Source organism: Natronococcus amylolyticus DSM 10524, from assembly GCF_000337675.1.
Lineage (GTDB): Archaea > Halobacteriota > Halobacteria > Halobacteriales > Natrialbaceae > Natronococcus > Natronococcus amylolyticus.
The window spans coordinates 87,998-111,151 of record NZ_AOIB01000025.1 but is presented as its reverse complement, the minus strand read 5'-3'; the positions used below and the strand labels follow the sequence as shown (position 1 = coordinate 111,151).

The window sequence follows — 23,154 nt, the reverse complement described above, 5'->3', positions numbered from 1 at the left end:
ATGTCCGCCAGTACGGTTGTCGTCGCGGTCAATGCCCAACTGCTCTGCCGGGCTGATCTTACCGTCTGAACGGCTTATGAGAAGATCTCACGAGTACGTAACCTAAACGTACTGTAGGGGTGAGAATACAGACAGATGACATCGAAGTACAAGATCGAACTGCTACCGGATACGAAGACGTGCTACCGATACCTCCAGGCCGGGTTCAGCATTATCGTCCTCACGTTCCTGGCTGGGCTTCTGGCGCTCGCGGTTCCGGACTTGCGTCCGACCTACGAGGTGATCGTCATGCCCGCGCTGTTCGTCGGACTCGGACTGCTTCTGTACGGCGTCGGCACACACCTCCACATCATGCACCTGAACGTGCTCGAGATGAGGGACGAAGACGGAACCCACGAGTGAAGAACGTCGGATCGGGGACTGTCCGGTGACAACGCGGGTTCGTCACGCGTTGAATCTCTCGAGTGCCGTTGTAGATTGAAGAGCGTGCGTGTAAATCGCTGGCCTCGGCACTCATAGGGCTCGTCACGACCGGGTGCCGAGTCCGGCTCGGAGCGAGTGGGTCGTCATCGGCCGTGCGGGCCTACGCTCGAGAGCCAGAAGACGGTTTGGATCCTACCGAGCGGTCCTCACTCGGCGCTCGAGCCGTCCGCCGCGAAGGCGGTGTTCCACTCGTCGATGAGATTTTGCAGGCGATCGGTATGCGTCCTCGAGAACGTCGCCGGGGCGCGGTCGCTCGCCGCGGACGAGGAGGGCTCGGCCGTCGAGCGCGTCGACGGCGTCTCGGTCGTCGGCTGGTCGGGAGTCGGTTCGGGTCGGGCGTAGTGTGGGTGCGTGCTCATTGTCGGTCGAAGGGTCGCGTCGTCGGAAGGCGATGCTGTCGTCGAAGAATCAGGCGAGGGGGTGTACGGGTACGACCGACATCTGTACGCCACCCTTCAGACCGAACCATAATAAACGTTCATGATCTACCGAGTATCGCCGCGATCTGCGACTCGACTGTCGGCACCTGCCCGCCCGCCTGTTATACTCGAGGGTAGCGCACTCGAAAACACGGATGGCTGCCACACCGGACGTGAGTTTCGTCGTACCTGCGAGAGACGAGGCCGACTACCTTTCCGACTGCCTCGAGAGCATCGCGGCCCTCGAGACCGACTACGAGTACGAGGTGATCGTCGTCGACGGCGCCTCGAGTGATGCTACCGCCGACATCGCCCGAGCGCACGGCACGACCGTGCTCGAGGGGGCAGGCTCGAGCATCGCCGCGGGCCGAAATCTCGGCGGCAAGGCGGCCGAAGGCGAGTGGCTAGCCTTTATCGACGCCGACACCCGCGTTCGGCCGAACTACCTGACCGAACTCCTCGGTTTCGTCGAGCGCGAGAACCTCGCGGCCGGCAGCTCGGCCTGCCGGATGACCGGGCCCCTGCGGGCGAAGCTGATGGAGGGGACGATCAACCACGTCTTTCCCCGCCTCGAGCGTCCAATTCTCCCCGGGTTCAACTTCTTCGTCCACCGCGAGGCCTTCCTCGAGACGGGCGGCTTCCCGGAAGTGCCGAACGAGGACACGGCCTTCAGCCGCGCGCTCGGTCGCCGACTGCCGACGGGCTACCACGACTCGGTGCTCGTCGACAGCTCCGGTCGGCGGATCGCCGACAGCGGGCTGACTGGGACGCTGTTTCACTACGTCTCTCTCGACGCGGGTCGGCTCCGGGCGTCGGTCTGAGTCCGGCAGCCGCGCGGCGGTCGCTTTTGCGGATCCGCGCTCAACGTCGAGCCGTGACGACGGTTCCACCCGAAGCCGAACGACTGCTCGAGAACGAACCGGTGATGGCCCACTTCGCCACCTGCGCCGACGGCCGCCCCCACGCCGCGCCCGTCTGGTTTCGCTACGAGGACGATACCGTCGAGATCGTCACGACGGGCCGAAAGCTCGAGAACGTCCGCGAGAACCCGAAGGTCGCGCTGTCGATCCAGGCCGACGACGGCGGCGACACGCAGTGGATGGTGACGCTGCTCGGCACCGCGACGATCGTCGAGGACGAAGCGGAGACCGACGAAGCCAGACGCCGGATCAACGAGAAGTACGGCGCCCCCAGCGACGCCTACGAGGAGAACGAACTGGTGCGGATCGACGTCGGCACGGCGAGCTACCGGACGTACTGACCGATCGCAGCCGAACCGCCGACTCGCTCGCTACTCGAGGCGCTCCCGGGCCGCCGCCACGACCAGCGGCAGCGTGATCGTCGCGTCGGCGTACACCGAGACGTTCTCCGCATTCTTCTCGAGTTTGCCCCACGAGCGGGCCTCCTCGAGCGTTGCCCCCGAGAGCCCGCCCGTCTGTTTGGGATCCATCGTCAGCTGGACGGCGTAGTCGTAGGCGCCAGGCGCGACGAGCATCGTCTGGAGCGTGAAGTTCTTCGGCACCCCGCCGCCGACGACGAACGCGCCGGCCTCCTCGGCCTCGAACGCGAGGTCGGTCAGCGCGGTCATGTCCGCGAGGGCGTCCAGCGAGAACGGCGACGTCTGGGAGTACATCCAGGCCTGCAGCCCGAGCACGGAGTCCTGGACGGCGGGACAGTAGATCGGGACGTCGTTCTCGAAGGCCGCGGCGGCGATGCCCGGCCCCTCCTCGACGTCCTCTCGTTCGTTGATCTCGGCGTTGGCCCGTCCCAGTTCGCGGGTCAGACGTTCGATCGAGACAGGACCCGACTCCTCGGCCTCCTCCTCGAGCACCGGAAAGACCTCCTCGCGGAGGTGCGACTCGAACGTCGCAAAGAACTCCTGAGGGAGATAAACGTTGTAGATCCGGTCCACCCCCTCGTCGCGCAGCGTCTCGTCGTGCTCGCGCTCCGTTTTGCCCTCGGCCTGCACGCAGCCGTGGTGGTGTTTCCCGCCGATGGCCTCGATCGAGTCGTGGGTGAGGTTCGCCCCGGTCGTGATCAGCGCGTCGATGTAGCCGTCCCGGATCAGGTCGGCGACGATCCGACGCATCCCTGTGGGTACCATCGCACCCGCCAGGCCGAAGAAGACGGTTACGTCGTCGTCGAACATCGCCTCGGTGACGTCGACGGCCTCGTGGAGGCTCGCCGCGCCGACGCCCGCGTTGCCGTACTCGTCTGCGAGTTCGCCGACGGTCATTCCCGCGCGGGCCTCGGCGTGGCCGACGGGGTCGTGCTGGAACGTCTCGCGCTCGGGCTCGTGGTCGTGATCCTCGTCGCTGTCGTGTTCGTCTGTCATGTCCTCGAGTCAGCGGGCCAGCGCTTTCAACGCCGCGGTCTCGGCGGGGTCGACTCGGCCGGCCGAATCGAAACCGCCCGACTCCGACGACCCGCCTTCGCTGGAATCGTCACCGTCGGCGACGTGCACCCGCTCACGAACGGTCGCGGTCGTCGACGAACTCGTCGGGTGACCCGACGACCGCTCCCACCTCGTCGGCCGAGATCGGACGCGAACAGTCGACGTCGGCGGCGCTGGTCCGCTCGGCGAGCACCTCCCCGTCCCGGAGAAGCTGTACGGCGACGGGACCGTTCGGCGCCTCGACGGCGAAACACGTCGTCTCCCCGGCATCGATCGTCAGCGTCTCGAGCTCGTCCGCCGGAACGTCTTCGACCGCTTCGGCGTCCGCCCCGTCCTCGGGATCTTCGTCCTCGCCGTCCGAGCCGCTCTCGACGAGCACCTCGCCGAAGAACTCCTCCTGGCAGGCGTCGAACTCGGGGTTCGTGGCCGCGAGATCTCCCGCCCCCGGAAGCACGGGATCGTCGCGGAACGCCTCGATGCCGTCGATGATCGCGTCGTCGGGGACACCCTCGAGTTCGCGGACGTCGAACGTTCGGACGCCGTCGACGCCGCCGAACGGTTCGAAGAGGTTGCCGATCTGGCCGTCCGCGGCGACGAACGTCGCGCCGACGATCACGTCGACGAACTCGCCGACGACGCGTACGGTCTGGCAGTCGACGAACTCGATGCGCTCCTCGGGCGGCTCGACGGGCCGCCACTCGAGGGAGGCCGGACGCGTCCCGTCGTTGGTCACGCAGAAGACGGCCAGATCGTCGTCCGTACAGGCGGGGACGAGCCGAACGTCGGCGGGACCCGACTCTGTACACGCGGGGTCGACGCCCCCGTCGGTCGCCGTCTCCGCGCTACTACTGGTGACCACGCTACCCGATGCGCCACCGATCACCGCAGCGGTAACGGTGACCCTTCGCAACCACTCTCGTCTGGAAGGGAGCTCTTGTGTCATTGGTTAGTTCCCCGGGTCAATCCCGAGAGTAAGAGCCCCTTCCTGCGCAACGACCATTGTTATCGACGGGCTGCAGGGCAGTTCACGGGAGCCAACAGCGCGGCTCGAGCGACCGATTCGACCGCCGTCACGGGCTGGTCTCTCACCCCTCTCCAAGGGCGCGGTCGAAACGAACGAGACGGTCGAGCGCCGCGAACGGTCGAGCATCGACGGCCTCAGTTCGGTCGACGAGCATCAGTACGGCGCCGTTACGTCTCGTGCCGGTAGCGTACGCACCCGTATCCGTCGTCAACGACAGCCTACAGCCCGGTCGGCGACTCGAGGAACGTCGTCTCGAGTCCCCACTCCTCGACGAGGTCCTGCAGCGCCCGAACGCCGAACGTCTCGGTGGCGTAGTGGCCGGCGAGCGCGACGTGGATCCCCGCTTCCCTGGCCTCGTGGTAGACCTGCTGTTTCCCCTCGCCCGTGACGAGCGCGTCCGCGCCGGCCTCGACCGCCTCGTCGAGCCAGTCGACGCCGCTGCCGGTGATGACCGCGACGTCCTCGATCTCATCTGGGCCGAACTCGAGCAGCCGAACGGATCGGTCGTCGGTCTCGAGTTCCGACTCGAGTCGCTCCGCGAGCTCGTCGGGCGCGTAGGTGTCCGGAGCGATGCCACGCTGCCCGATGTGCTCGGGTCCGAGCTCGCCGAACGGCTCCCGGTCCTCGAGTCCGAGGACGTCGGCGACGCCCGCGGCGTTGCCCAGCTCCTGGTGGCCGTCCAGCGGAAGGTGGGAGACGTACAGTGCGAGGTCGTGCTCGAACAGGGGCTCGAGCCGATCGTAGGTTCGCCCCGTTACCCGGTCGAACCCGCCCCAGGAGAGTCCGTGGTGGACGACGAGCGCGTCCGCGTCGGCCGCGGCCGCACGCTCGAACGTTTCGACGGCGCCGTCGACGGCGAACGCGACGTGCTCGACGGTCCCCTCGCTGGGGCCGACCTGCAGGCCGTTCGCGCTAGCGTCGATGTCGGCGTAGTCGTCGGTACACAGTCGTTCGTCGAGTCGGCCGGCGAACGTCGAGAGCTCGAGGGACATGGCCGGCCGTTACGCCGCCGACTGCTTGTAACCTTGCGATCCCGCTCAGGCGAGTTCGCGTTCCGGCTCCGCCCGGTCCCGGCGCTCGTCGTCCGGGTCGATCACCAGTACAGGCACGTTCGTCTCGCGGGCGACGTCCTCGGTGACGCTTCCGAACAGGGCGCGCCGGACGCCGCCGCGACCTTGCGACGTCATCACGATAAGGTCGACGTCGTTCTCCTCGGCGAACCGGGTAATCACCGTTCGGGGGATCCCTGCCTCGATCACGGGGTCGACCGTGACGTCGGCCGAGCCGACGTACTCGCGGACCCCGTCGACGGCGGCAGCGGCCCGCTCGTGGAGTTCGGTCATCTCGGCGAACTGTCCGGCACCGATCCGATCGACCTGTTCGGGACCGAGCGCGTGGCTCATCGCGTCCGTATCGACGACGTACATCGGGTGCAGCGTCGCGTCGAACCGCTCGGCCAGCTCGACGGCGTACGGCGCCGCCGTCTCCGCCCTGTCGCTGCCGTCCGTCGGGAGGAGGATCGTTTCGAACATACGTTCGAAGGTATGCTCCGAGTTAGCAAATCACTATGGCAATGCGAGGAACGTGTTCGTTACGAAAGAAACGAACGTCCCGGGTTCAATCGCCGAATCGGGCGAGCGCGACCGGACGGACGGGTCTAGAGCAGGTAGAACAGTGGGAAGAGGATGACCCAGACGATGTCGACGAAGTGCCAGTAGAGCCCGAAGAACTCCACCGGCCGATGGTCCTCGAGGTAGGCGTCGATCGACCAGACGCGGTAGATCATGAAGCCGGCGATCAACAGCCCGAAGATGACGTGCAGGGCGTGCATCCCCGTGGTCACGTAGTAGATCGAGTACTCGAGCCCGTACCACCAGTACTCGCCATCGGCGAACTTCACGCTGTACTCGTAGCCTTTGACGCCCATGAACGCCAGCCCGAGACCGAGGGTCGCACCCAGCGTCGCGAGCAGGCCCCGCTTGTTCTTTCGCTCGGCCATCACGAGCGCGAGCACGACGGTAAAACTCGAGGTCAACAGGATGTACGTGTTCAGCAGGCCGGGCCAGGAGGCGAACGGAACGGTCGTCCACTCGCCCCAGCCCGCGTGGAGGCGCATGAAGACGTAGGCGCCGATGATCGCGCCGAAGACGACGACGTCGGACGCCAGGAACACCCAGACGCCGAACTTCGTGTTACCGACGCCCTCGAACGGCCAGCGCTCGGCGATGGCCATCTCGGGGACGACGAAGCGCTCGCGGCCGAACTCGAACAGCGTGTATCCCATGATCACCACGCCCAGCACGGTCAGTATCGGGTACAGGATGCTCTGCTCGGCTGCCGTCCCGACGAGCGCCTCGGGCGGAACGCCGGTTCCCTCGGCGAAGCCGATCGTGTACGGCGTGATCCCCGTCAGTCCGAGGAAAAAGACGAACGTTCCGATTCCGACACCGAGCGGCCAGATGCTGGCGTGATCAGCGTGTCCCTCTCCCGCGCCGGCCCCGGAAGCGGTTCGGTTCTCGTGTGCCACGCCGCCATCGGCCTGGGCAGCCGAGTCCTCGACGAACTCGAGGGAGCCCGTGGCGTAGCTGGGGCGGCCGTCCCAGTTCTCGAGCGGCGGGGGTGAGGGGATCGCCCACTCGGCGGTGCGGGAGAACTCCCAGGGGTTCTCGGGCGCACGGGGACCCGCGACGAGGCTGTGGGCGAGCGCCCCGAAAAGGATCAGGAACGACGCGCCGAAAACGAACGCGCCGACCGTCGAGAGCTGATGGTAGAACTGGGCACCCTCGGCGTAGTGAAAGACACGACGGGGCGTCTCCCAGGCGAGAAACTGCGGGAAGTAAAGCAGGTTGAAGCCGACGAAGTAGACCGCGAAGTTGAGCTTGCCCAGCGTCTCGGAGTACATTCGCCCGGTGAGCTTCGGCCACCAGTAGTAGAGGCCGCCGACCAGCGCGGTGACCCCGGAGGCCATCACGTAGTGGAAGTGCGCGACGACCCAGTAGGTGCCCCGGAACTCGTAGTCGAGCACGACGGCGCCCAGGAACACCCCAGTAATGCCCCCGAGGATAAAGAGGACGAGCGCCCCCAGCGCGAACAGAAACGGCGTCGTCATCCGCACGCGACCCTTGACCATCGTGTAGATCAGCGCGAAGACGATCAGGTCAAAGGGAAGCGAAATGCCGATCGTCGTCGCCATCATCAGCGTCTTGATCTCCAGGTTGATCGTCGTCAGGAACATGTGGTGCATCCAGACCAAAAACGACTGGACGGCAACGAGGACCATCGCGATGATGACCCACTTGCGGCCGACGAGCCGGCGTCCGGTGAAGGTCTGGAACACCTCGAGCATGATCCCCAGCGCGGGGAAGAAGACGATGTACACCTCCGGGTGCCCGAAGAACCAGAACAGGTGCGCCCACAGCAGCCCCGACCCCTGATCGGTCGCGAAGTACTGGGTCAACAGGATCCGATCGGACGTCTGCAACAGCAACGCGGCCAGCAGCGCCGCGAACGCGAAGAGCATCATCCAGACGGTCAGCAGCCACGTCCAGGTGAACATCGGCATGTTCCACAGGCCGAGCCCCTCCGCCCGCGAACGATGGATCGTCGTGATGAAGTTCACCGAACCGAGCGTGATCGAGAGCACGAACAGGATCAGCGCGAGCACGGCGCCGTTGCCGCCGGTCGTCGCCTCGAGTGCGGGCGTGTACATCGGGACGTTCAGCGGCGCGTACATCGTCCATCCCCCCGAGAAGGAACTTCCCTGGAAGAACGAGATCCCGAACAGGATTCCCGAGAACAGGTAAAACCAGTAGCTCAGCGCGTTCAGGCGCGGAAACGCGAGGTCCTTCGCGCCGATCTGTAGCGGGACGAAGTAGTTCGCGAAGCCGGATGCGATTGGCGAGAGGAACCAGAACACCATCAACAGCCCGTGCGTCGAGACCGCCTGGTTGAACTGGTTCTCCGTCAGCAGCCCGGTGCCGCCGCTCTCCCAGAGGTGCGCTCGGAACAGCAGCGCCAGGACGCCGCCCACTACCAGAAAGAACAGCGCCGTCACCAGGTAGAGGATCCCGACGTCCTTGTGGTTGGTCGTGACGAGCCACCGCCTGACGCTCGTCTGTGGCGGAAGGTCGCTCACTCGAGCCCACCTCCGAAACGGCCGCTCGTCGATTCTCGTTCCCGGTCGCGCCGTCGCCCGCTCGGACGGCTCGAGCCGATCTGTCGACCGCCTCCGGGCGAGTGTACCGTCGTGGTCGAACTGCGGCGATCCCCCTCCGCTCGAACTCGGGACGCGAGAACCATAGGCAAGGGAACGCTCTCGACCGTCGCGGGTATGAAGCTATCCAGTGCGCTCGCAAGGCCGCTTTTATACGGGTGGCTCGTTCCCTCGCTCCCGCTCGGCGGGCTACTTCGTCGGCGGGCAAAACGCCCTGAACGTGTGATAGTCGAGGACGGTCGCCTCGTCCTCGAGTTCGACCCAGCCGCGGTCGGCGAATACCTGCGACCAGTCGCGGACGTACAGGGGGACGCCGTCGACGTCGCGGACGTCGGTTACGCTCGAGTCGGGGTCGTCGACGGCGTCGGCCGTCGATTCGTCGGCATCGGTCTCGGCCGTGACGAGCAGCGAGTCGGTCAGCCGAACCAGCTCGTCGAACACCCACTCGGCTTCGGGCGGGAGGTGCTGGAGGGTCTGGACCGCGTAGACGACGTCGAACCGATCCCGTCCGTGGTCGCAGACGAACTCCTCGAGCGAGCCGTGGGTGAACGCCCCCGCCGCGGCGAGGTCGGGGTAGACCCGTTCCATCACCTCGAACGCCGACTCGTTGATGTCGACGCCGTGGAGGTCGTCGTACCCGTGGTCGTGAAGGTGAGCGAGGTGGCGCCCCGAGCTACAGCCCAGTTCGAGGACGGCGGCGTCGGGACCGACGACGCGGTTGATGATCGCCTCGAGCAGTTCGCTCGTCTCGTTGGGACCGTAGTGGGCGTAGTACGCCGGCGAGTACGCGCCCGTTCGCTCCGCCCATCGGTCGTGAATGTCGTCGGAATTCATCAAAGAAAGCCCGTGAACCGCCGAAACCGCGTCGCTCGCCGTCCGCTGTTCGTTCGTCTCGCCGTCGCGGATCGAAACTCTCGATCGAATCCGATCAGAGGCGCGTGAGGTTCTTCGCGCGCGGACCCTTGTCCGCCTGTTCGATCTCGAACTCGACCTCCTGTCCCTCCTCGAGGTCGGGGCCGCCGACGTCCTCCATGTGGAAGAAGACGTCGTCGTCGATCTCGTCGGTCTCGATGAAGCCGTAGCCGCCAGTGTCGTTGAAGAAGTCGACCGTTCCGGTTGGCATTAGCTCTGACTCCGGCCCCCGACCATATATATCCGAGGGGTGTTCCCCCGCCGGTCGACCCGAGGGACCGTTTTACGACCTCCCCGTTCGAACAGGTAGTGTATGCAACGTGAACAGGTGACGTACGACGACGGCGTAGTGTACGAGTTCAGCCCCGACCTCGAGGCGGTAACGACCGTCGAACCCGGTGCCGAGCTGACGATCGAGACGAGGGACAGCCTGGACGGCACGATCCGGACCGAAGCGGACGTCATCGAGTCGATCCCCTCGCAGGTCAACGCCGCGACGGGACCGATCGCGGTCGAGGGAGCCGAGCCCGGCGACGTCCTCCGGGTCGAGATCGAGGAGATCCGTCTCACCGAGGAGCAGGGCCGCGTGATCACCATCGGCGGGTTCGGCCTGCTCGACGGCGAGGAGGGGATCGAGTCGCCGAGAACTCGATTGCTGTCGGTCGAGGGCGACACCCTCGCGTTCGGCGACCTCGAGGTCGACGTCGCGCCCGTGATCGGAACGATCGGGGTCGCGACCGACTCGGAGTCGTACACGACGCTCGTTCCCCACGACCACGGCGGGAACCTCGACACGACCGACATGACCGCGGGCTCCGTTGCCTACTTCCCGGTGTTCCAGGAGGGCGCGATGCTCGCGATGGGCGACTGCAAGGCGGCGATGGCCGACGGCGAGATGTGTGGTACCGGCGCGGAGATCGCCACCGAGATCGACGTCACCCTCGAGGTGATCTCCGATCCGGAACCGGGTCTCGAGCGGCCGCTGGTCGAGACCGCCGAGGCCTGGAAGACGATCGCCAGCGCCGAGACGCTGCAGGAGGCCTGTAAGCTAGCAAACCGCGATGCAGTCGAACTGCTCGCGGCCGAACACGGCTGGGACGCGACCGACGCCTACATGCTCTCGAGTCTGGTCGGCGGCCTCGAGATCAGCCAGGTCGTCGATCCGCTGGTGACCGCACGCAACGCGGTGCCGAAGGCGTACCTCGAGTCGCCGTTCTATAGTAGCTACTGAAAGTCAGTGCGCACCCGACCGCACGACGGCTGTGCGATCGGTGTGCAAACAGTTTCAGTTGTTACTATCGCTCACCGAACCGCCACGTCCGATTCGAGAACCGCCTCGAGTAGCCGTCGGGTCTCGAAGTCGGCCGTCAGAACGACCTCGAGGGTCGACGGATCGTACGCGATCACGCCGTGGTCTGCGAGCCGCGGGAGGTGGTCGTGTGCGAGCGCAATCTCGATCCGGCGGCGACTCGCCGCCGTCCCCGTCTCGCCGTCGGACCGACCGACCTCGGTTCTCGATTCGATCCTGCGAGCGAGCGCCGTGAGCGTCGTTCGCTCGGTCGAGTACACCTGCTCGAGGACGCATCGACGTCGTGGGTCCGAGAGGAGGTGCCAAACAGCCGATAGGTCCGCGTCGTTCGCTCCCGACTCTGGCATACTCGACAGTAGGCGACGAACGGTTCAACCCTCCTCCCTTACCAGTATGGATGGTGCCCGCAGGTCGGTGACCGACGGGGGTGGAGTCGATTGGCTACGAGGACCCCGAACCGGCGTAGACGAACTCGCGAACGAGCTTCCCGGCCAGCGCCGCGGCCTGTCCGTCGTCGCGGTCGTTGACTTCCACGACGTCGAACCCCGTCGCCGCGGGTGCGAGGGTGCGGACGACGTCGCGCATCTCGCGGGGCTCGAGGCCGAACGGCTCCTTGGTTCCCGTTCCCGGCGCGTAGCCCGGATCTGCAGCGTCGATATCGACGCTACAGTACAGCTCGCGCTCGAGCAGCGCCGGGTCGGGCTCCCAGTCGGCGACGTCCTCGGGCGGGATCACGGTGACGTCGGTCTCACTCGCTCGGTCCCACTCCGCCTCGCTGCCGGTTCTGGCCCCGAGGATCACCGCCTCCTCGACGCCATCGACGTCCTCGAGAATGCGTCGGGTGACGCAGGCGTGAGAGAGCCGGTTGCCATCGTACTCCTCGCGAAGGTCGAGGTGGGCGTCGAGGACGACCAGCGCCTCGGGCTCGACGGCGCGGGCACCCGCGAGCGTGACGGTGTGTTCACCGCCCAGCACGAGCGGAACGGCGTCGTCCCAGACGACGTCCCGGACCGTTCCCTCGAGCCACTCGAGGTACTCGCCGACGTCGTCCCACGGGCGGACGTCACCGTGGTCGAGGACGCCCAGCTCCGAAAAATACTGGTTCGTCCGGTGGTCGTAGTCGTCAAACGTCTCCGAAAAGTGGCGGATGCGGCGGGGACCGAAGCGGGTCCCCGGCTGAAAGGTCGTCGAGGCGTCCAGGGGCGCACCGACGACCACGAAGTTCGCGTCCGAGCGATCGGGCCCTCCCGTCGCGTCGGCTCGCTCGCGCTCGTCGGCCGCCCCGGGGAACATTATATGATCTTTCGCTGATCTTCCATCTCGAGGAACTCGATGTTCTCGTCGGGCGAGACGTCCTGGTCGCCCGGAACGCGCATCGTCATCGTCTCGTAGGTCTCGAGGTCCATTACCTGCATGTCCGAGCCGTCGACGGAGACGACCTGACCCTGCTTTCGCTCGACGATCGGGACCCAGATCTTCGCGTCGACGGGCTGGGACAGCGAGCGCTTCTTCCCGTCGAAGACGCCCTCGGCCTCGATTCGGGCCTTGGCGCTGCCGTGTTTACCGGGCTTGGCCGTCGAGTACGAGTTGATCTTGCAGGCCGCATCGTCGATGACGACGTAGCTTCCTTCCTGGAGGTCACGAACTTCTTGCTGCTGTTTCGCCATGTCGCCGGATAATCAACCGACGGCCATAAACCGTTTGGAATGCCCGCTCGAAGGGGTGGAACCCGATACCACGGCCCGTTCGGGCGGGCTCGTCCGATCCGATTCGGAGCGAAAACGCCTCGGGGGATGGAGGCGAACGGGCCGACGATGCGAACCGTGCTCGCGGCGTCGCTGCTCGTTGTCGCCCTCGCTGTCGCCGTGTTGATCGTCCGAATCGGTCGATCACGGCGTCGCTCCCCGCTCGAGGCGGCGATCGACGACCGACTCGCTGACTCGATGGGACCGGAAACGGGCTCGCACCTCGAGCGCGCGCCGAGGGTTCGTCGGCTCGAGGTCCTCGGGGAAGAGTCGGGCGAACCAGCGTACGTGCCGCAAATCCGAATCGAGCTCGGGACGACCGACGCGCCGGGGATGGAGCTGGCCTTCGAGTACGTCGCGAGCGCACTCGAGGCGATACATCCAGTGATCGAGGAGCACGACGAGCACGTCGCACAGTACGATATCGAGTTCACGTTCGGCCCCGACGGGCTGCTGGTCGACGGCGAGTGTCGGCGAGTGACGGTGCCAGTGGAGTTGGCCGAGAAATTGCTCGAGGACGACCGCTACCGGGCGTTCGACCTCCGGCGAGACGTCGAGCGTGCCGACGGCGACGCCGAGTCCGTCGCGGCGCTGTGGCAGCCGTGTCGGTCGTAGTCGGACGGCTATCGACGTACCCACCCGTCGCTACTCGAGCACTCGTTCGATCCGACGCAACCCTTCCTTGAGCTCCTCGGTCGGCAACCCGAACCCGATCCGAAACCGATCCGAGTGGCCGAAGAACTCTCCAGGAGCGAGCACGACGCCCTCCTCGAGGACCGCTCGACAGAACTCCTTGCCCGTCTCGTAGCCGTCGGGAACGGTCACGAAGCCGTTGACGCCGACGGGGTCGTACCACTCGAGGCCGTGTTTCTCGAGAAATTCCTGTACTCGATTGCGGTGATCGGCCACGAGGTCACGGTTTTCGGCGAGGATCTCGTCCTCCTGCTCGAGAGCCTGTTTCGCGACGTGCTGGCCGAACGTGGAGGGGGAAATGGTGGTGTAGTCCTTCCAGTTCCAGGCCGTCTCGAGCAGGTCCTCGTTTCCGATCAGCCAGCCGAAGCGCAGGCCGGCGAGCCCGTACGATTTCGACAGGCTGGCGGTCGAGAGGCCACGCGGGCCGAGGCTCGCGACGGGCGGCAGCGGATCCTCGGCGAGCAGCCTGTAGACTTCGTCACAGAGCAGGTAGGCGTCGTTGTCGGCCGCGAGGTCGTACAGCGCCTCGACCGTCTCGAGCGGGTGGTATCTTCCGGTCGGGTTGTTCGGATTGTTCAGAACGATCAGTTTCGTTTCGGGGCGGATCGCGTCGGCGACCGCGTCGACGTCGAGCTCCCAGGTCGGGGGCTCGAGGGGGACTCGAGTCACCTCGCCGACGGCGTCGGGGACGGCGTGGAGCGCCTGGTAGGTCGGGGTGACGACGATGGCGTGCGGGCTCCGCGACGCGGAGCCGGACGGCGAGGCGCCGTCGGCGCCGAGCGTCGGCTCCTGCAGTACCGAGAGAAACGCCAGGAAGTTCGCCTCCTGCGTGCCACACGTGCAGAGGACCTCGTCGGCCTCGCGGTCGTAGCGATCCCCGATCCGAGCCCGGAGGTCGGGATCGCCGTTCGTCGGGATCACGTACCCAAGGTCACCGAGATCGGTGTCGAAGCGATCCGTCGAGAGGCTGCGGACGCCGCTCTCGGCGAGCATGATCTCGGCGTCGTGTTCGTACTCCGCGAACCAGCGCTCGAGGCCGAACGTGTCGATCTGCATGCACGGTGGTTGGCGGGAGCGGGTAATACGGGTTGGTGGTTCGGCCGGACCGTCGGCCTCGAGAATCGGGCGCGGACGAGGCCCAAGCGGGTGTCGATCGACGGGGCTGAAGCACCGATTCGTCTCTCTCCCACCCGTACAGTTGCTCGGCACGTGTCGCTCGTCGAAGCCTCGGTTCGGACGAACGTCGAATTATCATCCGGTAACGTGTTCGGCTTCGATTCCAGCGCCGTAGGAACGGTCAATCCCTGTATATTGGGGGCTTTCTTACCACCGTATGCTATGCCCCTTTCCACCGGGCGTCCCGAACGGGAGCTATCGCGGCGCAAACTGATCCTTGCAACTGGTGTCGCGGGGGTTTCAGCGTTTGCGGGGTGTACGATGGACGATCCAGAGCCGTCGTCGGAGGACGTAACGGAGGCGGAAGCAACGATCACCGACCACTCCTCACCCGAACTCGAGAAGTGGGTGGACGAGGTTCCCCGACCGGAGGTTCTCGAGCCGTCGGGGACGAAGGAGGGACAGCCCTACTACGAGGTAGAGATGCGGGAGGTAGAGCAGCGACTCCACAGTGACCTGCCGCCGACGACTGTCTGGGGGTACGACGGCCAGTATCCCGGACCGACGATCGAGGCCGAACAGGGTGAACCGATCTACGTTCGGTGGAAAAACGACCTGCCGGACGAACACCTCCTGCCTGTCGATACGACTCTGCACGCCGACGTGGTTCCGTACGATACGCCGGGCGTCCACACCGTAACGCACCTCCACGGGGGCAACGTCGAGGCCGAGAGCGACGGGAACGCACAGGCCTGGTTTACCCGTGATTTCGAGGAGACGGGGCCCGCCTTCGAGCAGAAGGATTACTACTACGCCAACGAGCAGCCCCCATCGACGATGTGGTACCACGACCACGCGAAGGGGATCACGCGTCTCAACGCCTACGCCGGTTTGGCGGGGTTCTACCTCCTTCGAAACGACCACGAACGGGGGCTCGACCTCCCGGACAGCGAGTACGAGATTCCACTCGCCATCCAGGATCGGAGCTTCGAAGAAGACGGCTCGCTGTTTTACCCGGCGGCCGTGGCGGACGAGCAAGGCGGCAGCGACGACTCCCACCCCGACCCAACTGTCGTACCGGAGTTCTACGGCGATACGCCGGTCGTCAACGGAAAAGCCTGGTCCCGGCTGTCGGTGGAACCCCGTCCCTACCGACTCCGGATCCTCAATGCGTCGAACAGTCGGTTCTACCGTCTCGAGCTCGTCGAGTACGACGAATCGGCGGACGAAACGGGAGCCGACGGCCCTCCATTCGTCCTGATCGGAAACGACGGAGGACTACTCCCGGAACCGGTCGAGCTCGAGGACCGGCTCGAACTCGGTTCGAGCCAACGGGCCGACGTCGTCGTCGATTTCTCCGACTACGCCGGCGAGACGGTGCTGTTGCACAACGACGCGCCTGCGATGTACCGTGGTGACGGCGGTGACGATGACGACGGTGACGAAAGCGACGACGTCGTCCCGCTCCACGAAGTGATGCTCGTAGAGGTTGCCGATTCCGAATCGAACGACACGGACGGCGAGGGCAGTACGGACACCGAGGAGGACGACGCGGACGTCGGCTTCCTCCCGAGTGAACTGACCCAGGTTCCCGAACTTCCCGTCGAGTCGGTCGATACCGAGCGGTACCTGACGCTCGCACACGACACCGACGAGGACGACCGGGCGCTTCATTTGCTTGGCACGGCGGACGAACCATCCGGCATCCCGATGATGGGCCCGGCTACTGAGACGCCGACGCTCGGCGACACTGAAATCTGGAGTCTGGCGAACCACACCAGCATGTCCCACCCGGTCCACCTCCACCTCGTCCACTTCCAAGTGCTCGGGCGACAGCCGGTTGGTGACTACGATCCGGACGAGGACACGATCGATCTCGGCGCACTCGAAAGCCCTGAGCCGTACGAACTGGGCTGGAACGACGTCGTGACCGTCGACCCTGCGGAAGTCGTTCACATCATCGCCCACTTCGGGGAGTACGAGGGGCTGTTCACCGATCAGACGGGAGAGTACATGTGGCACTGTCACATGCTCGAGCACGAAGATCACGACATGATGCGTCCGCTTAAGGTCGGTCCCCGATCAGCCGGTGACGAGGGGGACGGCGGCGACACGTCGGCAGACGGCGAGACAGAATCGGCGACCGAGGACGGCGACGACCACACCCACGAGAGTCACGGCGGGTAACCGGTGGGCGTTCGGACGGTGCGGACAGCCCACGGACCGTCGACGTGACGGTCGAAGCAACCGGTGGCGTGTCCGACTGGACGGTCTTCGTCGACGAATCGGGCAGCTACAGGCGGGTCCGCCCGAAGAGTACACACTCGAACGCGAAGTCATGCCTTCCATCCTCGATAGACCACCGGCAGCGAGTACCTCACCCGAAGAGACGGCGCTCGTGGGATCTGGAGCGAACAATCCCTTCGTCGTGCTCGTGTGCGAACTGCTCGGGCCCCAGCTCGATCACCTCGATCACCAGAACGAGGGATTCCGAGGCAAGCCTCGCTCGTACCGCCGACCGGGACGAAGCGAATCGACCCGGTGTCGACCCGGGGCCGGAGGCCCCGGAGCGCTCTCTGCGACTCCGGGGTTCACGAGGGGCGTATCGGGTCACTCGCCGTCGAGATCCGGATCGAACAGATCGTCGACGCGACAGTCGAAGTACGCCGCCAGCTTGAACGCCAGCTCCAGCGATGGATCGTACCGTTCGCGCTCGATCGAATTGATCGTCTGACGGGTTACGTCGACGGCTTCGGCGAGTTCGCCTTGACTCAGATCTCGTTCGTTCCGACGTTCTGTGACCTGATTATCCATCGATTGTTAGTTGCGCCAGAGTACGATTCCGTAGCAGAGCCCGTAGAGGAGCGCGAGAGCCGACAGAACGTATATTCCGCCCCACATCGTCGACGTGATGGTAAAGTATCCGCCGGCGTCGAGAACGTAGAGCGCTGGAACGACGCTGATCGTTGCGATCGCCGCGATCGAGAACATGAGACCGCTGGCGCGGTTGTGATGTGCTTCGTCGCGTTCGTCGGACAGTTTCGTCTCGGTAACGCGCGGTAAGCCGAACGCGATCCCCATCGCGACCCAGACTGCCACGAGGTAGGTGATCGTTCCGGCGAGTTGTGCATCGAGGTAGATACCCGACCAGAGGCCGAGACAGCCGAGACCCACCAGTATCCAGACAGTCCGTTCGTACGTCCGCTTGCCGATACTGACCGAGTTGCGGGTGATGTTCATGTGTAAAGCACCTTTTACAGTAAAGCATACTTTACAGCTGGTAATAAAACTAGCGGCTGTTCGGAGATCGGCTATTTCAGCAGATCCGGACGGAATCCGGTGGAGAACAGGCGAACCCAGCCCTTCCTCGTCGCCTCAGGACCAGCGAAAGCCCTCGGAATCGGCGGGCGGCTCGAGCGGACTCGCCGGCAACTCGCCAGTCACCTCGGGATCGTTGTACGCACCCGGCGCGACGTCGTTGGGCGTGTCGGGATAGAACACCGACGCCAGCGCCTGCAGCTGGCCCCGGCCGACACCGAGTTCGAACTGGCCGCCGCCGTACAGCGTCATTCCGCGTTCCTGACAGTAGTCGATCGTCTCGAGCAGCGACTCGAGCGAGCCGAAGCGCGAGGGTTTGATGTTGAGCCACTCGGGTTCCCACGGCAGCTCCTCGACGTCCGCGAGGCCGTGAATCGGTGCGTCCCAGGAGGTCCGCGAGCGAACGTTCTCGTCCTCGAACAGCTCCTCGGTGCTCGCCTCGAGCGCGGGGTCCTCGAGCACGGCCACCGGAAAGCCCTCGATCAGCCGTTCGTACAGTTCGGGGCTGACCTCGACGTCGACCTCGGTGCCGCTGTACTGGCCCTTCAGGTCGAGGATGCGGACGGCGTCGATCGCCGCCAGCTCCTCGACCAGCGCGGCGTCCCACTCGGGCGTCGGATCGAGCTTCAACTCGAGACCCGGAACCGCCTCGCGCAGTTCCTCGACCCGATCAGTGGAAGGGTCGTCGCCGAGTCGCGTGCTGGCGACGAAGCGGACGGGTTCGTACTCGGTCTCGAGTCGCGACGCCAGATCCGTCCCGGCCTGGCGAAGCGCGAGGTCGAGCGCGGCGGCCTCGAGGCCCCACCGGCGGTAGTTCCGGAATACCTCGCGGTCGGGCGCGCCCGCTGGGAACAGATCGAGGTCGTCGAGTCGGCTCGAGAAGGAGTCGATCGTGTACTCGCCCGTGAGATCGGGCAACCCGCTCTCGGCGAGCGCGTCGTGGTCCTCGGTCTCGTAGGTGACGTCCTCGCCCTTCCCGACGACGCCGTCGGGACCCTCGAGCGAGAACTCGGTGGTGACACGGGTGAACCCGCTCGAGGTCTCGCGCTCGAGGCGCTCCCTCGAGACGTCGTCGATCGTCAGCGACAGGTCAGCGATCCGATCGTAACTCATGGATAGGTCTCAACGGCCAGCGGAAAGAAGGTTGTAGTGGCGGCGGCCTCGTCCCCTTCTCGATTCGTACGGGCACCTGCCTGTACGCAAGTTCCGGAGACCGCGAGCCGCCCCGCGGTCGCTCCGGAAAATCGTTATCCCAAACCGTTCACTCCTCGCGACGGCGCTGGCGGAGGTTCTGGCGGGTGAACTGCGGTTTCGCTTGCAAGGAGCTGCTCCTGTCGCGGAACGATCGGTAAAGCTGGACGATAAGTACGGCCGAAAGGACGGCGGCGACGACCGACGCCTCCGGCGCTTCCAAGGCGTACAGTACGCCCATCGAGAACAGCGACATCGTCAGCAGCAGGCCGTAGACCAGCCGCTTTGCGAGTTTGTCGAGGACCCCCTCTTCGTCTTCGATACCGATGCGGACGTAGAGGTTGTCCCGGTCGAGCCGATCCAGCGTGCGCTCGGTTTTGGGCGCGAGTCGGGTCAGCGACTCGCCGGACTCGCGGAGCTGGCGACCCGTCTGTTCGGCGTACTGACGGATGGACTCCTCGCGGTAGCCCTGTTCGGTCAGGTAGTCGGTCGCGGTGTCAATGAAGTCGAAGTTCTCGTCGAGCGTGACACAGACGCCCTCGACGACGGTCGCGACCCGCAGGACGAGCGCGAGGTTCTTCGGCAGCCGGAACGGGAACTCGTAGATCGAGTCCTCGATCTGGCCGACGATCTGCTGGACGCGGTACTGCTCGATCTCCTGGCCGCGGGCGTCCTGGATCGCGAGCTCCATCACCTCGGCCATCACCGCCCGATCCGCATCCGGACTCAGGGTGCCGACCTCGATCAGCGCGTCCAGGATGGCGTCGATATCCTGGTTGGCGACCGCGATGTAGAAGTCGACGATCTTCCCCTGGACGAACTCGTCGACCCGGCCGGACATCCCGAAGTCGTAGAAGATGATCGCCCCCTCGTCGGTCACCGCGAGGTTACCGGGATGGGGGTCGGCGTGAAAGACGCCGTCGTCGATGATCATCTGGAGGTACGCCCGCTGGAGGGTCTCCGCGACCTGGCTTCGGTCGATCCCCTTTCGATCCAGCGCCTCGACGTCGTTGATCTTCGTCCCCGGCACGTACTCCATCGTGAGCACGCGCGACCCGGAGTGGCTCTCGAGGACCTCGGGAATACGAATTCGATCGTCGCTTGCGAAGTTCGAGCGGATCTCGGTCAGCATCGCCGCCTCCCGCTCGTAGTCCATCTCCTCGCGGATCGTCTTCGCGAACTCGTCGGCGAGGTTCTCGAGCGAGAACGATCGGGACTCGTCGACGAAGTACAGCAGAAGCGGCAGTGACCAGCGGATGACCCGCAGGTCGGCCTCGACCAGTGACTCGATCTCCGGACGTCGGATCTTCACCGCGACGGGGTCGCCGTCGACCCGTGCGCGGTAGACCTGACCAAGGCTCGCCCCGCTGATCGCCTCGGTGTCGAACTCCGCGAAGCGCTCCTCGAGCGTTCCGAGCTCGTCCTCGAGGACGGTCTTCGCTTCGGACCAGTCGGCGGGTGGCACGTCGTCCTGCAGGGCCGCCAGCTCCTCGATGTACTCCGGGGGAAGGACGTCGGGACGCGTCGAGAGCAGCTGGCCGAGCTTGATGAACGTCGGGCCGAGTGTCAGAAGCGACTCGAGCAGGGTCTGTGCGCGGCGTCGTCGCGTCTCCGGGTCGACCCGTCGCCGTCGGCCGAACAGCAGGAACCGGCGGCGGTCACGGGCGTACGCGATCAACAGCGGGAGGAACTGCCAGGCAACGACGACGAACCGGCGGTACGCGCGGAGTGTTGCCAGCCTCGGTCACCCCGCGTTCTCGCGCTCGACAGAATCCAGTGGTGTCTCGCTGCCGTCCGCCGGGCGCTTCGGAACGGTCAGCTCGAGGACACCGCGTTCGACGGCCGTCGCCGTCTCGCTCGCGGCGTCGTCGGGGAGCGGCAGCTCGACGTCGAGCAGGAGCGGCCGGTTCTCCTCGAGGTACCGGTACTCCCCGTCGTCGAGCTTCTCGCGGCGCGCCTCGATGGCGATCGTCTCCTCGGCGACCGAGACGGAGACCGACTCCGGCGTGGCGCCGGGAACGTCCAATACGAGGAGGTACGCGTCGTCACTCTCGAGCAGATCGAAGAAAACGTCGTCCGAGAGGTCCCGCAACGCGTCGCGCAGCGTTGACATGGCCGTGGGTTCGAACGCGGGTACGAAAAACCCCGCGGTAGCGGTCGATTCCGGGCGAGCGCCGGGAGCCCGAGGTGGCGTCCCGTACCCTTTTGGGTCCCGCCGACCCGAGTCAGCGTATGGAAGGAGCCGACAGCGAGCGCAAGGAGGCGGGGTTCAAGGAGCGAACGCCCGTCGACGAGGCGCGCCGAATTCTCACCGAGGCGGCCGTCGAGAGCGACGTCGACGACCCGCCGACGGGCACCGAGACAGTACCGCTCGAGCGAGCGGACGGGCGGGTACTGGCGGCACCGATCACGGCCGCGAGAAACGTACCACACTACCAACGGGCGGCGATGGACGGCTACGCCGTCCGGGCGGGGGACACCTTCGGCGCGTCCGATCGATCCCCCGAGGTGTTGCGGATCGGCGACCGCGACGGACCGGTCGATCCCGAGACGGCCGTCCGGGTCCACACGGGAAGCGCGCTGCCCGACGGGGCCGACGCCGTCGTGATGATCGAACACGTCGAGGAGCTCGCGGACGTCGGCGAGCTCGAGGTCGGCGACGCCGTCGCCGAGGGGGAGAACGTCGCCCCGATCGGCGAGGACGTCACGGAAGGCGAGGGGCTGTACGGGGCCGGCCACCGGCTGCGTCCCTCCGATCTCGGGCTGTTGCGGTCGGTCGGCTACGGCCGCCTCGAGGTCGCACAGCGGCCGACCGTCGGCGTGATCCCGACCGGCGAGGAGCTCGTTGACGGCGAACCGGGGCCCGGCGAGGTCATCGAGACCAACGGGCTCACCGTCTCGCGGATGGTCGAGCGCTGGGGAGCCGACGCGACCTATCGGGACGTGGTCACCGACGACGCCGAGTCCCTTCGCGTGGCCATTCAGCGCGATCTGACGAAGGACGTCGTCGTCACCACCGGCGGCTCCTCCGTGGGTGAGCGGGATCTGCTGCCCGAGGTGATCGACGACCTCGGCGAGGTGCTCGTCCACGGGGTCGGGCTCAAACCCGGCCATCCGGTCTGTCTCGGGATCGTCGAGGACACCCCCGTTCTCGCGCTCCCGGGGTACCCCGTCGCCTGCATCGTCAACGCCGTCCAGTTCCTCCGGCCGACGCTGCGCCGGCTCGAGGGGACGGCTCCCGATCCCCATCCGACCACGCCGGCCGTCCTCGAGCGCAAGATCCCCAGCGAACCCGGCACCCGAACGTTCGCACGGGTCCAACTTGAGGAGCGCGAGGACGATGACGGCCCCGCGTTCGCGGCGACGCCGACGCGAGCCAGCGGGTCGGGCGTGCTCTCGAGCGTCGCCCTGGCCGACGGCTGGGTCGTCGTCGACGACGGGCTCGAGGGGATCCCCGCCGGGGAGACGGTCGCCGTCCAGGATTGGGAATCGCACCCCTGACGAAACCGCCCCCCAGCGCGAGGTGACCAGCCGTCCCTCTCGACGGTCACGCTGTCCGCGACAACCGATAGACGTCCCGACTCACCGGTTCTCGTCGAGTTCTCGCTCCCGCGGAGCGGACGTCTCCGTTTCCGACGGCTTCGAGGCCGTCTCGGCCTCGGAAAACACGTCCTCGAACGCACCGTCGATCCCGACGAGGCGATCGATCCGTCGCTCGAACTCCTCGTCGTCGATCTCGCCGACGGCGTACCGGCGTTTGAGCTCCTCGAACGGGTCGTCGACGGTGTGGTCCGGCTTCGAGTCGTCGCCGAGGGCGATGTCGGCGATCTCCTCGCCCCAGAACAGGAACAGCGGCACGAGCAGGAACCAGCCCACGATCGCGATGACGCCAGCCAGTGCCTCGAGACCGGCGAGCCCGACGAGACTGAGCAGTGCGAACGTGACGACGCCGATCAGGAGCCAGCAGTCCTCGGCGACGAACTCGCGGGCATCGAACGTCATACTGTGCGTATCGAGCGGCATCCACAAAGCGACTGCGCCCCGACCGCCGCTACTCGCCGCGACCGCGCCGGCACCTCCTCGCGTACCGGTAGATCGTCGTAAACACCAGCGCGTTCGTCGAGAGGCTCGAGCACAGCAGGAATAGGTTCCGGCGTTCGGTCCACTCGATCCGTTCGTTCTCCTCGGTCGTCGTCCAGGCGACGAACTGGGCCAGCGCCGTCGCGGTCCAGGCCAGCGCCGCGACGACGGCCAGGCGTCGGAGTCGTACCATGCCGGCCGTTCGGCCTCGAGAAACAAGATAGGTTCTACGTCGCCCCGGATGTCGTTGGTGACG

26 protein-coding genes are annotated in these 23,154 nt (G+C 66.0%); 7 read left to right on the top strand and 19 right to left on the bottom strand.

Annotated features, from left to right (window positions below):
• Positions 1-135 precede the first annotated feature (135 nt).
• A complete protein-coding gene (locus C491_RS11625) occupies positions 136-402 on the top strand; it encodes a hypothetical protein (protein WP_005556406.1) in 267 nt (88 codons plus the stop codon).
• Positions 403-629: 227 nt separating this feature from the next.
• Here the strand turns inward: C491_RS11625 and C491_RS11620 are convergent, their stop codons facing one another.
• The gene (locus C491_RS11620; RefSeq protein WP_005556404.1) at positions 630-842 is read right to left on the bottom strand and encodes a hypothetical protein; all 213 of its coding nucleotides are present in this window, start codon (positions 840-842) and stop codon (positions 630-632) included.
• Between the two features lie 215 nt (positions 843-1,057).
• Here C491_RS11620 and C491_RS11615 point away from each other — a divergent pair, with 215 nt between their 5' ends.
• Positions 1,058-1,723 (top strand): glycosyltransferase, encoded by a 666-nt coding sequence (locus C491_RS11615; protein WP_005556402.1) that lies wholly within the window; start codon positions 1,058-1,060, stop codon positions 1,721-1,723.
• 53 nt (positions 1,724-1,776) lie between these two features.
• Entirely contained in the window at positions 1,777-2,163 is a 387-nt protein-coding gene (locus C491_RS11610) for a pyridoxamine 5'-phosphate oxidase family protein (protein ID WP_005556400.1), read from the top strand.
• A 30-nt stretch (positions 2,164-2,193) separates the two neighbouring features.
• Here C491_RS11610 and C491_RS11605 read toward each other — a convergent pair whose 3' ends face one another.
• From C491_RS11605 to C491_RS11575, 7 genes are all read right to left on the bottom strand, one after another.
• Positions 2,194-3,237: a deoxyhypusine synthase gene (locus C491_RS11605; protein ID WP_005556398.1), complete on the bottom strand. Its 1,044-nt coding sequence runs from the start codon at positions 3,235-3,237 to the stop codon at positions 2,194-2,196.
• A 133-nt stretch (positions 3,238-3,370) separates the two neighbouring features.
• Entirely contained in the window at positions 3,371-4,156 is a 786-nt protein-coding gene (locus C491_RS11600; protein WP_005556396.1) for a hypothetical protein, read from the bottom strand.
• A 383-nt stretch (positions 4,157-4,539) separates the two neighbouring features.
• Positions 4,540-5,313, bottom strand: coding sequence for a Nif3-like dinuclear metal center hexameric protein (locus C491_RS11595; protein ID WP_005556394.1), 774 nt, complete (start codon positions 5,311-5,313; stop codon positions 4,540-4,542).
• Positions 5,314-5,358: 45 nt separating this feature from the next.
• Complete coding sequence (locus C491_RS11590; protein ID WP_005556391.1) at positions 5,359-5,853, bottom strand: universal stress protein; 495 nt, start codon at positions 5,851-5,853, stop codon at positions 5,359-5,361.
• Positions 5,854-5,978: 125 nt separating this feature from the next.
• Entirely contained in the window at positions 5,979-8,456 is a 2,478-nt protein-coding gene (locus C491_RS11585) for a cbb3-type cytochrome c oxidase subunit I (RefSeq protein ID WP_005556390.1), read from the bottom strand.
• 267 nt (positions 8,457-8,723) lie between these two features.
• On the bottom strand, positions 8,724-9,368 hold the full coding sequence (locus C491_RS11580) for a class I SAM-dependent methyltransferase (RefSeq protein ID WP_005556388.1): 645 nt from the start codon (positions 9,366-9,368) through the stop codon (positions 8,724-8,726).
• Between the two features lie 94 nt (positions 9,369-9,462).
• On the bottom strand, positions 9,463-9,657 hold the full coding sequence (locus C491_RS11575; protein WP_005556387.1) for a cold-shock protein: 195 nt from the start codon (positions 9,655-9,657) through the stop codon (positions 9,463-9,465).
• A 102-nt stretch (positions 9,658-9,759) separates the two neighbouring features.
• On the opposite strand from C491_RS11575, the gene C491_RS11570 reads away from it, so the two are divergent.
• Positions 9,760-10,677 (top strand): acetamidase/formamidase family protein, encoded by a 918-nt coding sequence (locus tag C491_RS11570; RefSeq protein ID WP_005556384.1) that lies wholly within the window; start codon positions 9,760-9,762, stop codon positions 10,675-10,677.
• 71 nt (positions 10,678-10,748) lie between these two features.
• Here C491_RS11570 and C491_RS11565 read toward each other — a convergent pair whose 3' ends face one another.
• The 3 genes from C491_RS11565 to C491_RS11555 form a co-directional block, all read right to left on the bottom strand.
• Complete coding sequence (locus C491_RS11565) at positions 10,749-11,102, bottom strand: DUF7344 domain-containing protein (RefSeq protein WP_049891795.1); 354 nt, start codon at positions 11,100-11,102, stop codon at positions 10,749-10,751.
• A gap of 94 nt (positions 11,103-11,196) precedes the next feature.
• Positions 11,197-12,048, bottom strand: coding sequence for an agmatinase (gene speB / locus C491_RS11560; RefSeq protein ID WP_005556379.1), 852 nt, complete (start codon positions 12,046-12,048; stop codon positions 11,197-11,199).
• Positions 12,048-12,422 carry a translation initiation factor IF-5A gene (locus C491_RS11555; RefSeq protein WP_005556377.1) on the bottom strand — a complete coding sequence of 125 codons (375 nt, stop codon included), beginning with the start codon at positions 12,420-12,422 and terminating at the stop codon, positions 12,048-12,050. The genes speB and C491_RS11555 overlap by 1 nt, the downstream gene beginning before the upstream one ends.
• 147 nt (positions 12,423-12,569) lie before the next feature.
• Here C491_RS11555 and C491_RS11550 point away from each other — a divergent pair, with 147 nt between their 5' ends.
• Positions 12,570-13,115, top strand: a complete 546-nt coding sequence (locus tag C491_RS11550; RefSeq protein WP_193787535.1) for a hypothetical protein — start codon at positions 12,570-12,572, stop codon at positions 13,113-13,115.
• A 30-nt stretch (positions 13,116-13,145) separates the two neighbouring features.
• On the opposite strand, the gene C491_RS11545 is transcribed toward C491_RS11550, so the two are convergent.
• A complete protein-coding gene (locus C491_RS11545; RefSeq protein ID WP_005556373.1) occupies positions 13,146-14,249 on the bottom strand; it encodes an aminotransferase class I/II-fold pyridoxal phosphate-dependent enzyme in 1,104 nt (367 codons plus the stop codon).
• A gap of 381 nt (positions 14,250-14,630) precedes the next feature.
• On the opposite strand from C491_RS11545, the gene C491_RS11540 reads away from it, so the two are divergent.
• Positions 14,631-16,496 (top strand): multicopper oxidase family protein, encoded by a 1,866-nt coding sequence (locus C491_RS11540; RefSeq protein WP_005556371.1) that lies wholly within the window; start codon positions 14,631-14,633, stop codon positions 16,494-16,496.
• Between the two features lie 423 nt (positions 16,497-16,919).
• Here C491_RS11540 and C491_RS11535 read toward each other — a convergent pair whose 3' ends face one another.
• The 5 genes from C491_RS11535 to C491_RS11515 form a co-directional block, all read right to left on the bottom strand.
• Positions 16,920-17,123: a helix-turn-helix transcriptional regulator gene (locus C491_RS11535; protein WP_005556369.1), complete on the bottom strand. Its 204-nt coding sequence runs from the start codon at positions 17,121-17,123 to the stop codon at positions 16,920-16,922.
• Between the two features lie 6 nt (positions 17,124-17,129).
• Complete coding sequence (locus C491_RS11530) at positions 17,130-17,549, bottom strand: hypothetical protein (protein ID WP_005556367.1); 420 nt, start codon at positions 17,547-17,549, stop codon at positions 17,130-17,132.
• Positions 17,550-17,684: 135 nt separating this feature from the next.
• Positions 17,685-18,740 (bottom strand): enolase-like domain-containing protein, encoded by a 1,056-nt coding sequence (locus C491_RS11525; protein ID WP_005556365.1) that lies wholly within the window; start codon positions 18,738-18,740, stop codon positions 17,685-17,687.
• Positions 18,741-18,888: 148 nt separating this feature from the next.
• Complete coding sequence (locus C491_RS11520; protein ID WP_005556363.1) at positions 18,889-20,496, bottom strand: ABC1 kinase family protein; 1,608 nt, start codon at positions 20,494-20,496, stop codon at positions 18,889-18,891.
• Positions 20,497-20,562: 66 nt separating this feature from the next.
• On the bottom strand, positions 20,563-20,931 hold the full coding sequence (locus C491_RS11515; protein WP_005556361.1) for an Hsp20/alpha crystallin family protein: 369 nt from the start codon (positions 20,929-20,931) through the stop codon (positions 20,563-20,565).
• Between the two features lie 119 nt (positions 20,932-21,050).
• Between C491_RS11515 and C491_RS11510 the strand changes: the two genes are divergently transcribed.
• Positions 21,051-22,319 (top strand): molybdopterin molybdotransferase MoeA, encoded by a 1,269-nt coding sequence (locus tag C491_RS11510; protein WP_005556359.1) that lies wholly within the window; start codon positions 21,051-21,053, stop codon positions 22,317-22,319.
• An 81-nt stretch (positions 22,320-22,400) separates the two neighbouring features.
• Here the strand turns inward: C491_RS11510 and C491_RS11505 are convergent, their stop codons facing one another.
• Both C491_RS11505 and C491_RS11500 read right to left on the bottom strand, forming a co-directional pair.
• Positions 22,401-22,820, bottom strand: a complete 420-nt coding sequence (locus C491_RS11505) for an SHOCT domain-containing protein (RefSeq protein ID WP_005556357.1) — start codon at positions 22,818-22,820, stop codon at positions 22,401-22,403.
• A 49-nt stretch (positions 22,821-22,869) separates the two neighbouring features.
• Positions 22,870-23,091, bottom strand: a complete 222-nt coding sequence (locus C491_RS11500) for a hypothetical protein (protein WP_005556356.1) — start codon at positions 23,089-23,091, stop codon at positions 22,870-22,872.
• Between the last annotated feature and the right edge of the window lie 63 nt (positions 23,092-23,154).